Here is a 14,122-nt window from a genome sequence, read left to right as displayed (position 1 = left end):
TTTGGTTTTTCTTTATTTTTCAGGAGTTGGTTTACCTGTTTTTGTGGTAATAATTACAACTCCTTTTTTACCTTTTTCTCCATATTTTGATGTCGCTTCGAGATCCTGAAGAACTGTTATGGTTTTTATTTCCTGTTTGTTTAAGGGTGCATAAGGACTTGTTGGATTCTTGCCGAATAAATCATCCTCAGAATAATAAACGCCATCAATAATATAAAGTGGAGCATCTAGAATTACCAGGGAATCTACATTTTCAGGTTGTAAATTAGGAAGCTCATTTTGCATCATTTTATCTCTTTTAGTATCGTCGCTATGAGATATTGCATTTCCGTTCAGTACAATTAAGGGAGCACTCTTTTTAGTCATTTGCGATTGTTTCTCAGGATAAGCCATTTTAGCTGATTCTCTTTCTATGGTTTTAGAATAACCAAAACTTGCTTTGTCCTTTGCTGCACTGTTATCTTCATCGACAGAATAATCATCTTGTATGGAAGTCGCGCTCACAACTTCGGCTCCAATTTTAGATGGTGCCGGTGCTGCAGTTATTACAGGGGAATTAGCAACAGAAACTTGCGCTTCGTGTACGGCTACTCCTTGTTGCTGTTTGATTTGTTTGTCCAGAATTTTAATGGCTTCGGCTTTTGGAACTATTGGTGAATCTGAAGAAACGATTGCATTGTCTTTTTCCGTTATGGTTTCTTTAATAGCTTCTTTGTCATTGACTACAACTTTTGGATTTTGAATTATCGTTGTTTTATCTGATTTTATAAACTGGAATCCAATGGAAATAAGTAATAAAAACGAAGCGGCAATAGCAATTTTCTTCCATAATGAAATGGCTTTTTTATCTTCTTTTTTATTGAGTTTATCTTCAACACGAGCCCAGACTTTCTCCATTCCCGGAAACTCCTTATGCTCCGAATTTGCTGCGGCTTCTTTAAATTTATCGAATGTTTTATCTTGATTGTCCATGACTATTTTACTTTTTGGTAATACAATTTATTTACTAATTCCTTTAGCTTGGTTTTTGCGGCATTCAATTGTGATTTTGATGTGCCTTCAGAGATATTAAGCATTGCTGCTATTTCTTTGTGTGCGAAACCTTCAATAACAAAAAGGTTAAAGACAGTTTTACAGCCATCCGGAATATGATTGAGTAAATTGAGTAAATCTTCTTCTTCTAACGTATTGATCTCATCTGTAAAAGGTTGCGAAAGCAATTTGACATCATCAAGATACATGTTGAAATTGGTGTTTTTCTTGATGGTAGCCAAACAATGGTTGACGGTTATTTTTCGCGCCCATGCCTCAAACGCCAGAACTTCTTTAAGTTGTTCCAGTTTTGTAAATATGGTATAGAAAGCATCAGCCATAGCTTCTTCTATTTCTTCTTCCTTTTTGAGGTATCGTTTGCAAAGGCGATACAATTTTGGAGCCATGTGCTCATAAACCTGACGCTGAGCATCTCGGTTCATTTTTTTGCAGTTAGAAATTAGCGTTTCGTTTATCACAATTGTTGTCTTTATACTAAAGAGGGTTAAAAAGATAAAAAGGTTGGGACGAGTTTAAAAAAAAGTTTTTTTTTAAGGTTTAAAGGTACAGAGGTTCAAAGTTGCAAAGGTTTTATCTTTGAATATATTTGTAAAGGCGCATTTGTAGAGACGCACAGCAGTGCGTCTCCCGCAAGGATATTCGCCAATCTTTGTCGATCTACTTTGCATTTCCAGGGATTAAAATCCCTGGCTACAAAATAAATCATTCCCACGGAATTTTATAAAAAGTTTCGGAGTAACGGATCATATTGTAGGGATAGATTTTAATCCATCATTCGCAAGTAAATCGACAATGTATATATCATTCTCAATAATATACAGGTGGACATTCGTTGCGGGAGACGCACTGCTGTGCGCCTCTACGATTAACGTTGCATTTATAAATTGTGTTTACTTAACAGGCAAACTCAATTTAAAAATCTTCGTTTCTAACAACTCTGTATCATTGTCCTCACAAAGCAAAAACTCAATTTTATCATTTGATTTTTTATATAAAGTCAATCCTTCGAATTTATTGGTTGAGGTGATTTTTTGCGTGAAATCAATTTTCATTGTTTTAAGATCGATTCGGCCAATGAAACTTCCCAAGATTTCTCCGTCGTCGTAGGTTGATTTTGTGTCTTCGGCAGTCGAAAGGAAATAAATTTTGTCTTCGAGCAAAATGGCATCGGTAAAACTGGAACGAACGCCTTTTATTTTTGGAAGTTTATAATTGGTTGCTACCAATGCAAATTCTTCTCCCAGGTTTTTGGCGTGAATGGTAAAAATGGTGTTTTTGTTTGTGATTCCATTTCCGCGATTGAATAAATACCAGTTTTCGCCATCGAAGATTGCGCCTTCTAAGTTGAAATCTTCAGGTTTTATTTCGCCAAAACTTTGCATTAAGCCATATAAATCAACGAGATTGTTTTTCTGTAAAACAGTTTTGCTTTTTAAATCAAACTCAATCATTTTGTTTCGGTTTTCGGTAGAGCCGGAACCAAAAACATAAAGTGTATCGTTATGATGCGTTAAGGATTCAAAATCAGGTTTTAAATTTTTTGGGGTATTTTGCGTTGGATTGTCAATTAAAGCATGTTGGTTTAATTGCTGATTTTGCATATTGTATTCGTATAAAAATCCGCTGTTATCACCAATAATATATAGTGAATCGTTATTTAAAAATAATCCTGATGCCGAACCGATTCCGATGATTTGAAATAATATTTCTAATGTAAATTTTTCCATGAAATGTTTTGTTTTGAATACTTAAAGCCCAGCCCTGATAGCAATGAAAATACTTTGAGAAGAAATTGTATTTTTTCCTGACAGAACAAAGCGACCGGAGGAAGCTCTTGTTATGGCTTGGTAAAAAATAATTTATAGAAAAAGTATTACAATGAATAGCAGGAATATGCTTCGTAAAATTAGTATATTTACTATTATAAAAACTCATAAATTATGAAATCTATAGACCCGAATGATTTTAAAGTTACAGATAAAATAAAATTATCTAAGATTCCAACTTTGTTGAAAGTAAAAGGAGATGATGATGAAAAGATTGAAAAACTGGATAAAGTACAATCTAAATTAAGCAAACAGCAAGATAAAATGTATGCGCATAACAGGTATGGCGTTTTGATATGTTTGCAAGGCATGGATACTTCGGGAAAGGATAGTTTGATTCGTGAGGTTTTCAAAGAGTTTAATCCACGTGGTGTTGTGGTGCATAGTTTCAAAACGCCAACTTCGACTGAGTTAGAACATGATTATTTGTGGCGACATTATATGGCTTTGCCGGAAAAAGGGAAATATGCGATTTTTAACCGTACGCATTACGAGAATATCCTGGTGACACGCGTGCATCCTGAATTTATTCTGGCAGAAAATTTACCGGGAATTGAAAGTGTTGAGGACATTCCGAAGGATTTCTGGAAGAACAGGATCGAACAAATTAATAATTTTGAAAAGCATATCACGCAAAACGGAATTATTGTTCTTAAGTTTTATTTGCACCTGAGTAAAGAAGAACAGCGCCAAAGATTATTACGACGATTAGAAAAAGAAAAACATAACTGGAAATTTTCTTTGGCAGATTTAAAAGAACGCGGACATTGGGATGAATATCAGGAATATTATGAAGAGGCGATAAATAAAACTTCGACCAAAGATGCTCCTTGGTATGTTGTTCCTGCAGATGATAAAGAGATGGCGCGCTATATTGTAGCCCAAATCATTTGGGATACTATGCAGAAACATACAGATATTAAGGAACCGGAACTGCCTGAGAATATAAAAGAAAATATTGGAGTTTATAAACAACAACTAGAAAACGAGTCTTAGAAATAAGGCTCTTTTTTTTGTTTGTATGTTATTGCAGTTTTATGAATGTTTTGTAGTACTAAATTAATGTTAATTTTTTTAAGGCTTTAGTTGGCTTTTTAATTGTAGTCTTGTTTTTTTGATAATATGAAAGTCATTTTAAGTTAAAGAGCAGGGCTTTACTTTGTAAAAAAAATAAAACCAATTTTTAGCTAATGAAAAGAATTATTTTACCCCTAATTATTTTGGGTTCGTTGATTACATCTTGTAATAACGATTCTAAAGACGAAACGGAAGCAACTAGTGTTGTATTGAAGGACCAATCTGTAACGCCAAGTTTATTGAAGGCAAAACCAGGTTTTGAGAACCTGAAGATTTATTCTCTTTTTAGTTCAGATGATGTTTTTCCGGATAGTCCAAAATTTGTTTTTGGAGGTTCTGCAGATGGTTCAGGTTTATTGAAAAACACTGATGGAACATTTACTTTTTTAGTAAACAACGAAGACAACTTTGCAGTTTCCAGAATTACACTTGACAAAACATTCAAACCTACCAAAGGGGAGTATTTGTTGAACTCGAGCGGAGGAACCTGGAGATTGTGTGGTGCAACGATGGCAACAAAAGAAGAGCATGGTTTTGGTCCTGTTTATTTGACTTGTGGAGAATCCGGAGAAGAATCCCGTACACATGCTTTAGATCCTTACGGAAGTGCGGGTTCAGCATCTGTGTCTAAAGAATTGGCAGGATTTGGCCGTTTAAGTGCTGAGAATGCTTTGCCATTACCTGCTACAGCTTATAAGGGAAAAACTGTAGTGGTAATTGGTGATGATGATTCCGGAACTTACGGAGGTCAGGTTTTTATGTATGTGTCGAATGCTGTTGGTGATTTGACCAATGGTTCTTTATACATGCTAAAAAGAAATGATAACAATCAAAGAGAAAAAGACATGGAAGTGAGTAAAACATATCCAGTTTCTTTCGTAAAAATTGATAATCATACTACTTTAACCGGTGCTCAGATCAATACAGCTGTAAATGTTTTGAAAGCAGTTAAATTTGGTCGTGTAGAAGATTTAGATTATCGCAAAGGTGGCGCTGCTGCAGATCGTGAATTATATTTTAATGTAACAGGACAAAATACAACCGGAACAAATGCAGATGGTTCAAGAACGAAATACGGCAGAGTTTACAAATTAAATCTTGATGCTGCTGACCCGTTAAAAGGAACTCTTGAGGTAATTCTTGATGGAGATAACCGCTCTGGAATTGCAGGTAAATTTCAAAACCCGGATAATATTTGTGTGACTAAAAATTATGTATACGTTCAGGAAGATGCAAACGGATATGGCGATGAAACTCATGATGCTTATATTTATCAGTACAATATTGCTACAAAAGATCTAAAAGTTGTAGTAGAACTAGACCACCGTCGCACTCAGGCCGATGCTGCAAAATATAACGTAGGCGGAATTTCGAAATTTGGAGATTGGGAATATGGTGCTTTAATCGATGTCTCTGATCAGGTTGGTATTCCGGATACTTTCATGTTAAGTGTTCAGCCACATACCTGGACGGGTACAAAATATTTAAGTCCTGACGGAGGAACTAATCGTCCGAAAGAAGATCAGGCAAGTCAAATTTTAGTACTTAAAGGTTTAGCAAGATAAATTTTAAGTCATTATAAAACAGTCATCCACTATTTCTATTTGAGATAGTGTTTTCTGTTTTTATCAATATTCCTCTTTTAATCGTTATTACATGAAAAAAATATACTGTTTGTTGTTATTGGTACTATTTATTGGTTGCCATAAAAAAAGCAAACATCAGGAAGTCAATGAATTATTTCAGTCTGATATTACTTTATTGATAGAAAAAGTAGCCAAACTTAAATATTCCGTACAATCAGATTCTACTGAAACACAAATTCAGAGACAATTTCTCGAAGCACATCAAAGTTATAAAAAGGTCGAAATGATCAGTGAATATTATTCACCGGCGGTTTCTAAATCTATCAACGGCCCGGCAATCCCTGAGTTCGAAGAAAATGATAAAGTGACTGTTCCGCCTGAAGGTTTTCAGGTTATTGAAGAACTGGTTTTTCCAAAATACAATAAAGAGAGTAAGCAAGAACTGTTACAGGAATTGGGTGTTTTATCGGCTAATTTAATTCGGTTAGAAAAAGTTTCAAATTCTAATGAATTGACAGATGCCCATGTTTTTGATGCAATGCGACTAGAAGTATACCGAATTATCTCATTAGGAATTACCGGTTTTGATTCGCCTGTGGTACTAAATTCACTTCCCGAAGCGTTGGTATCTCTGGAAGCAATCGAAAAATATTATCAGCTTTATCTGGAAAATAAATCAATTTCGAATAGTAAACAAGTACTCGGGATTCTTGAAAAAGGGAAAAAGTATTTAAAAGAAAATACCAATTTTAATGCTTTCGATCGCGCATATTTTATCAAAGAAATTTTAAATCCGTTAAGTAAAGGTCTTTATAAAACTCAATCCGAATTAGGAATTCCGTTAATGAAAGAGCAAAGAGGTCTGAAAGTAACTGCACAAATATTGTTTGATAAAGATGCTTTTGATCCGGAAGCATTCTCTGGTTTTGCGGATTATCAGACTACGCCCGAAAAAATTGCTTTAGGAAAAAAGTTATTCAATGATCCAATTTTGTCCGGCAACAACACGCGTTCCTGCGCTTCGTGCCATCATGCCGAAAAAGCTTTTACAGACGGATTGGAAAGAGCAGTTGCATTAGACGGAAAATCGATGATTCAGCGCAATACGCCAACATTAACCAATATTGCATTTCAGCGTGTATTTTTTGCAGATTCAAGAGTAAGTTATCTGGAAGATCAGGCTGTAGCTGTTATCAAAAACGAAAACGAAATGCACGGTTCCCTGGAGAAATCGGCTTTGGCAATTCAAAAAAAGCAAGATTATGTAAATGACTTCAAAAAAGCTTTTCCAAAAGGCGGCATCAACGAATTTGCGATCAAAAATGTTTTGGCATCCTATATTCGTTCGTTGAGTCATTATGATTCAAAATTTGATGCTTATATGCAAAACGGGGCAACTTTTACAGAAAATGAAAAAGCAGGTTTTAATTTATTTGCCGGAAAAGCCAAATGTGCGACTTGTCATTTTATTCCGCTTACCAACGGAACTGTTCCTCCAAATTTTGACCGGTCTGAAAGTGAAATTTTGGGTACTCCTAATAAAGCTAAAAAACTCGATGGAGATTTGGGGAAGTTTGTCATCACACAAGCAGCAATTCATAAATATTCATTTAAAACGCCAACGATTAGAAACATAGAACTTACAGCTCCGTACATGCACAATGGTGTTTATACAACTCTGGAAGAAGTGATTGACTTTTATGATCAGGGAGGTGGACGAGGTTTAGGATTTGACGTGCCGAACCAAACTTTACCAGAAGACAAATTGAATTTATCAGATCAGGAGAAGAAGCAACTTATTGCTTTTATGAAAACGTTGACGGATAGTAGATATTTAGAGAATAGAGTAAAGAGAATAGAGTAAAGAGAATAGAGGATAGAAGCAAGAGTAAAGAAGTAAGAGTAAAGAAGTAAGAGTAAAGAAGCAAGACTAAAGAGTAAGGAGAATAGAAGCAAGAGGATAAAAGTAAGACTGTTTGCCCCGAGTTTTACGAATTAGCACTAATTTTTAAGATGGTAAATCTTAATGTTTTGTTTTTTGAACTTTGCATTCTTTTATCAGCAAATAACTTTACGAGATTTGTGTACATCTTTGTGCTCTTTGCGGTAAAATTTTTCAGCTACCGATCATACAAAGGTATATAAACAACTAAACCCGAGAGACTATGCGATCTCTCGGGTTTATACCAAAAACAAAAAAATAAAATAAACCTAAATTTTATAATTTAAAACCATAGGCTAAACGTAAAGCCACCTGATTGGTATTAAATTTATTATAGTCCTCGTAACGGACACTAATGTCAATATATTTGTTGGCGTACCCAATTCCTGGTGCCCATAAAAAAGTAGTTTGGTTATAATCGTTTGTCACGGCAAAACCAGCACCCACTTCTCCTAAAACATAAAATTGATCTTCCCAGATAAAGGCTTTAAAACCTGCTTTTGCCGGAATAAATCCAAGATCTTTTGCTTCAACTCCATCTTTATCTTTCATAAATAAATTGGTGAAACCTGTAGTCAATGTCAACGATGTACTTTTAGATAAATCATATTGTAAACGAACATCTCCACCAAGCGACCATCTGTAATCATTGTCAGTTGGTATTCCGCCATTCACACCAAAGCCTAATCTAAAACCCTGATCATAATTTTTAATAGCAGTGTCCTGAGCGAAAGTAGTATTGGCAGATAATAAAGCGAAAGCAAACAGGCATATAATTTGTAATTTTCTCATGACAATTTTTTTATGATTTTTAATACTGTAAAAATACTTTCAAGGCCTGAGGGCTTTGTTATATAATTTTTTGAAATTGTTATATAATCTCAGGGTGAATGTAAACAGACTTAATGTTTGCTTATGTTTTTAATAATATCAAAGAATCCAAAGCTTCTGATTATCTTTGCCGACTAAAAAGAATAGAAGTGAATTTAAAACAGTATACCAAAGAGTTTTCATATAATTTAAGATTAGCATATCCTATTATATTAGGAATGGTGGGGCACACCTTAATAGGTATTGTAGATAATATAATGGTAGGGAAATTAGGAAGTACAGAACTTGCAGCCGTTTCATTAGGGAACAGTATGATTTTTATCGCAATGTCGTTAGGAATTGGTTTTTCTACTGCCATTACGCCAATTGTTGCCGAAGGTGATGCTGAAAAAAATGACAGCAAAATTCGTTCTGCCTTTCACCATGGATTATTCTTGTGCACTGTTTTAGGCTTGTTTCTTTTTGGGGTAATTGTTTTGGCAAAGCCAATAATGGAATTGCTGCAACAGCCTGCTGATGTTATTGCGCTTGCAAAACCTTATCTTGACTGGGTTGCTTTCTCGTTGATTCCTCTTATTATGTATCAGGGGTACAAACAATTTGCTGACGGATTATCGTTGACAAAATACTCGATGTATGCTATGATTATGGCCAATGTCCTGCATGTTGGGATCAATTATATGTTGATTTACGGAATTTGGATTTTTCCAAAAATGGGAATTATCGGGGCGGCTCTTGGAACTGTAATCTCAAGAATATTTCTTGTCATGTTTATGCATATTATGTTATCGAGAAGAAATGATTTGAAACGTTTTTTTGCAAATTTCAGTTTTGACGAGATTAAAAAAGAAATGTTGAAAAAAATAATAAGCATAGGATTTCCTTCAGCAATGCAAATGCTTTTTGAAGTGGTGTTGTTTACAGCATCAATCTGGTTGTGTGGTAATATTGGTAAAACCAGTCAGGCAGCCAATCAAATTGCGTTAAGTCTTGCTTCATTGACATTTATGTTTGCAATGGGATTAAGTGTTACTTCGATGATACGGGTTAGTAACCAACGAGGTTTACAGGATTTCAAGAAATTAATCGTTGTTGCTCGTTCTATTTTCTTACTCGCCATTATTATAGAAACTATTTTTGCAATTCTGTTTGTGGCTTTTCATAATTTCCTGCCTCATATCTTTTTGAATATGGAAAATACCGGACAAGTTCTGGATAATGCCGAAGTAATAAGTATTGCATCAAAACTACTTTTAATAGCAGCAGTTTTTCAAATCTCTGACGGAATTCAGGTAGTTGTTTTAGGAGCTTTACGCGGATTGCAAGATGTAAAAGTGCCTATGTACATTACATTTGTGGCATATTGGATTATTGGTTTCCCAATTTCGTATTACCTGGCTGAATATACTGATCTAAAAGCACAAGGAGTTTGGATTGGACTTTTGGCTGGATTAACGGCGGCGGCGATATTTCTTTATATTCGATTTCATTACCTAACAAAAAAATTAATCCAAAATTCACTTTCAAATAGTTAAATTTGAAACTTCTAAATAAAAGTATGCCACAGATTTTACAGATTAAAATGATTCTTTAAAAAATCTGCGAGAATCTGTGCAATCTGTGGGAAAAAATAATAAAAACAAAAAATAAATAAAAATGGAATTACCTAAATTTTTACTCGGAGATAATACTGATTTTGTAGATGATATTTTCATCATTCACCTTGATTATCCAAGATTTATAATCAACTTAAAAGATGATGAGGTTGAGTTTATGGAAGAAGCGGAAGATCTTGACGAAGCAGAATTAAATGCTGAAATGGAAGGCTTAATTGTTCAGGCAAATGAGTTTTATGACAGAGAAATAAAACGTTACGAAGAGTAGAAATTCACAGTAAACAGAAATTAATTAAATCATCAAATGAAAAAATTAAGTTTTTTAAAACCTATTTTTAATTTCATAGCAATAGGATTGCTAATTACTACTTTAAGTCGAATCTTTTTGTTTTTTCTTTTTAAAGAGAGAGTAGTAGAAACACCAAATTTCTGGTATATTTTTCCAATCGGACTTCGAATGGATTTGATTTTATTGTGTTATTTGTCATTTCTACCAGCAGTTTTAATTACTTTCCTGCCTAATAAATGGTTGAAGTTTACCAATAATTTCTTGGTGATTTATAGCTTTTTATTCCTGTTTCTGATTCTTTTTGTAGAATTGGCAACACCGGATTTCGTTAAACAATATGATACACGACCGAATAAGATTTTCTTAGACTATCTGATTTATCCTAAAGAAGTAGTGGGAATGCTTCTAAAAAGTTATTTGACTTCGATCATTGTAACTTTTTTAATTTTAGGAGTTGTCTTGTATTTTGCTTTCAAAAAAGGGAAAAAATATTTTCATACGACTAGTGCCGAATATAAATTCAAGTTGATATTATTTCCATTAGTAGCTTTTTTATTGTTTTTTGGAGCACGTTCAAGCCTTACTTCAAAACGTCCGATTAATGCCAGTAATGCTGTTTTTTCGACAGATCAATTGACAAATACTCTTGGATTAAACTCTTTTTACACCGTAGCTTTTGCAGCATATTCGATTAAAAACGAAGGAAACACTAAGATGTATGGTAAAATGGATGAAGCTGAAGCAATCGCTCGTGTAAAAAAATACATGATTGCCGGACCAAATGATTTTACTGATGCTGAAATTCCGTTTCTACATGTGCAGCAACCGGATACAATCCTGAAGAAACCTTATAATTTAGTAATTTTTCTACAAGAAAGTTTAGGAGCAGAGTATGTTGGAATTTTAGGAGGAAAACCATTAACACCAGAATTTGACAAATTATCAAAAGAGGGTTTATTGTTTACCAATTTATATTGTACAGGAACAAGAAGCGTTCGCGGAATTGAAGCTGTTGTAACTGGATTTTTGCCTTCACCGTCAGAGAGTGTAGTGAAATTAGGAAATTCGCAACAAGGATTTTTTACTTTGGCTGCAGCCTTAAAACAAAAAGGATATGACACCAGTTTTATTTATGGCGGAATGGCGAATTTTGATAATATGGCTTCGTTTTTTAACGGAAATGGTTTTGAAGATATTGTAGATCAGGAAGATTTTGAATCAGATGGAAATAAATATGCTTTCAAAGGAACCTGGGGATACTCTGATGAAGATTTGGTAACCAAAGCGAACAATTATTTTAAAGCAAAAGGAGATAAATCATTTTTCTCTTTGATGTTCTCAACTTCAAATCACGAACCATTTGAATATCCGGCAGGAAGAATAAAACCTTATGATGCGAAACCGGCAACGGTAAACAATGCCATGAAATATGCTGATTTTTCTATTGGAAAATTCTTCGAAATGGCAAAGAAAGAACCTTATTTCAAAAATACAGTTTTCATCGTAATTGCGGATCACAACACCAGAACTTACGGAAAAAATTTAGTGCCAATAAATAAATTTCATATTCCTGCTTTGATTATAGGACCTGGAGTTCAAAAAGGAGCTTCTTATGATAAATTGGCAAGTCAGATTGATATTCCACCAACATTATTGAGCTATTTAGGGCTTCCGTTTGAAACACCAATGGTAGGTAGAAATCTAAACAAATTAGATCCAAAAATACAAGGAAGAGCAATTATGCAATTTAATGATATCAATGCGTTCAGAGTCGAAAATCAAGTTGTGATTATGCAGCCTAATTTGAAACCTTTGCAATTCGAAATCAAAAATGATACAACTTTAATTCCGGTTAAATTAAATGAAGAATTAGCAAAAGATGCTTTGGCACATGTAATTACAGCAGGGAATTTGTATAAAGAGAATAAGTATAAGCTTAGAAAAGCTTCTAAGTAGCTAAGTAACCAAGGCTCTGAGTTTCTTACTTAGAACCTTTATTAAAATACAATTTTAATAATATTTGAGCAGCTGCAAAAGGTGACATTTCATCATTTTGCACTGCTTTTTTGTTTTGTTCCAGTTGCGAAATAATTTCGGGTTGATTATAAAAGTTCAGTTTAAGCTGTTCGTTAATCGTTTCCATCATCCAGAAATGATTCTGTTCTTTTCGCTTTTCCGGGAAGAAACCAGATTCATTTGTTTGTTCGAAATAACTGGAAATTGTATCCCAAATTTCTGCGATTCCGTCTTTAGTGATGGCGCTGCAAGTGGTGACTTTTGGCTGCCAGTTTGATTTTTTAGGAGGAAATAAATGCAAAGCCCTGTTGAACTCTAATTTAGCCTGATTGGCTTTTTTGATATTATCTCCGTCTGCTTTATTGATGACAATGGCATCCGCCATTTCCATAATACCGCGTTTGATGCCTTGAAGTTCATCGCCGGCGCCGGAAATTTTTAATAATAAGAAAAAGTCAACCATACTATGAACCGCAGTTTCGCTTTGTCCAACGCCAACAGTTTCTATAATAATGGTGTCAAAACCAGCAGCTTCGCATAAAATAATAGATTCACGTGTTTTTCGGGCAACACCACCCAAAGTATCTCCCGAAGCACTAGGTCTTATAAAAGCATTTTCATCCTTTACCAACTCTTCCATACGGGTTTTATCGCCCAGAATACTACCATGCGAAAGTGAGCTGCTTGGATCAACTGCCAGAACAGCTACTTTTTTACCTAATTGCGTCAGAAAACTTCCAAAAGCTTCAATAAAAGTACTTTTTCCAACTCCGGGAACTCCCGTAATACCTATTCGGATAGATTTATTTGCGTGAGGTAAACAACCATTGATCACTTCATTCGCTTTTGCAGCATGTTCAGGATTGGTACTTTCGACCAAAGTTATAGCCCGACTCAGGGATGTGATATTTCCTTTTAAAATACCATCAATCAATTCAGTAGAAGAAGGTTGCTGTCTTCTGCTTTTTTTAATTTGATCGATAGCGGCAACATTCGTGATTTCAGGAGCTGAAATTCCGGCTTTTTCTTGTAAGCTGCCTGATTGTTTTTTTTGACTTGACAAAACGATATTTTTATGTAACGTAAAAGTACAGAAAACAAAAACAGTTTCAAAAAGTTAGTGGGCCACGAATTTCACGAATATTCACGAATTTGTTATCCGTATTGAATTGGATTTTAAAAAAATAATTCATAAATATTCGTGTAATTTGTAGCTATAAAAAATTAATATCCCGCAGTAAAACGAACCTGGTGGTGTTTTGGGTTTTCGGCTTCATCAGCAATAACAACTGCCAAATCCTCTACAGAAATGATACTTCTTTGTTCCTCATTAAAAACAGGATTGTCTAATCCTAAACGGTATTTTCCGGTTCTTCCCGTTGTAATTCCAGCGTGCATTTCGAAAGCCGGACTGAAAAATGCCCAATCCAATTCTTTTTCTTCCTTAATAATGTTTAGATAATCTCTCGCAGCAGATGCCGCATCATGATATTCTTTTGGGAAATCAGGAGTGTCAACTGCTTGTAAGCCTGGCGCTACAAACAAACTTCCCCCACCACCAATAGTGATAAAACGTTTTACACCAGATTTTTTTGCAGCTTCCTGAATTGCTTTAGATCCGTTGATGAAATCATTTGCGTAATTTGGATTTGTCCAACCTGGATTGTAAGCGTTAATAATAACATCATTTCCTTTAAGAGTTTCCGCCAGCGCCTCTACATTAAAAATATCCGTAGCTACCCATTTTACTTTTGGTGTTTCTTTTGGAGTCCTTGCAATAGCAGTAATGTAGTGATTTCTGTTTGCTAATTCGTTTAGAATTGCTGAGCCAACAAATCCTGTTGCTCCAATGATTGCGATTTTCATAGTATATATAATTTAATTTT

Annotated in this window: 12 protein-coding genes; 6 read left to right on the top strand and 6 right to left on the bottom strand. The window is 34.6% G+C overall.

The genetic code is table 11. The annotated features are described in order from the left end of the window. Positions 1-12: 12 nt before the first annotated feature. The 3 genes from QLQ94_RS24195 to QLQ94_RS24185 all read right to left on the bottom strand — a co-directional run bounded on the left by QLQ94_RS24195 (position 13) and on the right by QLQ94_RS24185 (position 2,780). Positions 13-972, bottom strand: coding sequence for a hypothetical protein (locus tag QLQ94_RS24195; protein ID WP_271334451.1), 960 nt, complete (start codon positions 970-972; stop codon positions 13-15). A gap of 2 nt (positions 973-974) precedes the next feature. Further along, positions 975-1,475 carry an RNA polymerase sigma factor gene (locus tag QLQ94_RS24190; RefSeq protein WP_271334450.1) on the bottom strand — a complete coding sequence of 167 codons (501 nt, stop codon included), beginning with the start codon at positions 1,473-1,475 and terminating at the stop codon, positions 975-977. 468 nt (positions 1,476-1,943) lie between these two features. After that, positions 1,944-2,780, bottom strand: a complete 837-nt coding sequence (locus QLQ94_RS24185; protein WP_271334448.1) for a DUF6929 family protein — start codon at positions 2,778-2,780, stop codon at positions 1,944-1,946. 213 nt (positions 2,781-2,993) lie between these two features. Here QLQ94_RS24185 and QLQ94_RS24180 point away from each other — a divergent pair, with 213 nt between their 5' ends. The 3 genes from QLQ94_RS24180 (at position 2,994) to QLQ94_RS24170 (ending at position 7,406) form a co-directional block, all read left to right on the top strand. After that, positions 2,994-3,875, top strand: coding sequence for a PPK2 family polyphosphate kinase (locus QLQ94_RS24180; RefSeq protein ID WP_271334447.1), 882 nt, complete (start codon positions 2,994-2,996; stop codon positions 3,873-3,875). Between the two features lie 194 nt (positions 3,876-4,069). After that, the gene (locus QLQ94_RS24175) at positions 4,070-5,521 is read left to right on the top strand and encodes a PhoX family protein (protein ID WP_271334446.1); all 1,452 of its coding nucleotides are present in this window, start codon (positions 4,070-4,072) and stop codon (positions 5,519-5,521) included. Between the two features lie 91 nt (positions 5,522-5,612). Further along, positions 5,613-7,406, top strand: a complete 1,794-nt coding sequence (locus tag QLQ94_RS24170; RefSeq protein WP_271334445.1) for a cytochrome-c peroxidase — start codon at positions 5,613-5,615, stop codon at positions 7,404-7,406. Positions 7,407-7,760: 354 nt separating this feature from the next. Here QLQ94_RS24170 and QLQ94_RS24165 read toward each other — a convergent pair whose 3' ends face one another. Continuing rightward, a complete protein-coding gene (locus tag QLQ94_RS24165) occupies positions 7,761-8,276 on the bottom strand; it encodes a hypothetical protein (protein ID WP_271334444.1) in 516 nt (171 codons plus the stop codon). 188 nt (positions 8,277-8,464) lie between these two features. Here QLQ94_RS24165 and QLQ94_RS24160 point away from each other — a divergent pair, with 188 nt between their 5' ends. The 3 genes from QLQ94_RS24160 to QLQ94_RS24150 all read left to right on the top strand — a co-directional run bounded on the left by QLQ94_RS24160 (position 8,465) and on the right by QLQ94_RS24150 (position 12,176). Further along, positions 8,465-9,850: an MATE family efflux transporter gene (locus QLQ94_RS24160; RefSeq protein ID WP_427401670.1), complete on the top strand. Its 1,386-nt coding sequence runs from the start codon at positions 8,465-8,467 to the stop codon at positions 9,848-9,850. Positions 9,851-9,971: 121 nt separating this feature from the next. Next, positions 9,972-10,199 carry a hypothetical protein gene (locus tag QLQ94_RS24155; RefSeq protein WP_271334442.1) on the top strand — a complete coding sequence of 76 codons (228 nt, stop codon included), beginning with the start codon at positions 9,972-9,974 and terminating at the stop codon, positions 10,197-10,199. 36 nt (positions 10,200-10,235) lie between these two features. Next, on the top strand, positions 10,236-12,176 hold the full coding sequence (locus tag QLQ94_RS24150) for an LTA synthase family protein (RefSeq protein WP_271334441.1): 1,941 nt from the start codon (positions 10,236-10,238) through the stop codon (positions 12,174-12,176). Between the two features lie 25 nt (positions 12,177-12,201). On the opposite strand, the gene meaB is transcribed toward QLQ94_RS24150, so the two are convergent. Next, entirely contained in the window at positions 12,202-13,299 is a 1,098-nt protein-coding gene (gene meaB, locus QLQ94_RS24145; RefSeq protein WP_427401671.1) for a methylmalonyl Co-A mutase-associated GTPase MeaB, read from the bottom strand. A 161-nt stretch (positions 13,300-13,460) separates the two neighbouring features. Next, the gene (locus QLQ94_RS24140; RefSeq protein ID WP_271334439.1) at positions 13,461-14,102 is read right to left on the bottom strand and encodes an NAD(P)-dependent oxidoreductase; all 642 of its coding nucleotides are present in this window, start codon (positions 14,100-14,102) and stop codon (positions 13,461-13,463) included. Between the last annotated feature and the right edge of the window lie 20 nt (positions 14,103-14,122).

Source organism: Flavobacterium sp. B114r, assembly GCF_056824125.1.
The sequence above is the reverse complement of the archived record's forward strand: the minus strand, read 5'-3'. Positions and strand labels throughout refer to the sequence as shown.

Bases quoted from the DNA above. Each gene is read 5' to 3' on its own strand.
- QLQ94_RS24195 (WP_271334451.1), bottom strand. From the start codon at position 972: ATGGACAATCAAGATAAAACATTCGATAAATTTAAAGAAGCCGCAGCA.
- QLQ94_RS24190 (WP_271334450.1), bottom strand. From the start codon at position 1,475: ATGAACCGAGATGCTCAGCGTCAGGTTTATGAGCACATGGCTCCAAAA.
- QLQ94_RS24185 (WP_271334448.1), bottom strand. From the start codon at position 2,780: ATGGAAAAATTTACATTAGAAATATTATTTCAAATCATCGGAATCGGT.
- QLQ94_RS24180 (WP_271334447.1), top strand. From the start codon at position 2,994: ATGAAATCTATAGACCCGAATGATTTTAAAGTTACAGATAAAATAAAA.
- QLQ94_RS24175 (WP_271334446.1), top strand. From the start codon at position 4,070: ATGAAAAGAATTATTTTACCCCTAATTATTTTGGGTTCGTTGATTACA.
- QLQ94_RS24170 (WP_271334445.1), top strand. From the start codon at position 5,613: ATGAAAAAAATATACTGTTTGTTGTTATTGGTACTATTTATTGGTTGC.
- QLQ94_RS24165 (WP_271334444.1), bottom strand. From the start codon at position 8,276: ATGAGAAAATTACAAATTATATGCCTGTTTGCTTTCGCTTTATTATCT.
- QLQ94_RS24155 (WP_271334442.1), top strand. From the start codon at position 9,972: ATGGAATTACCTAAATTTTTACTCGGAGATAATACTGATTTTGTAGAT.
- QLQ94_RS24150 (WP_271334441.1), top strand. From the start codon at position 10,236: ATGAAAAAATTAAGTTTTTTAAAACCTATTTTTAATTTCATAGCAATA.
- QLQ94_RS24140 (WP_271334439.1), bottom strand. From the start codon at position 14,102: ATGAAAATCGCAATCATTGGAGCAACAGGATTTGTTGGCTCAGCAATT.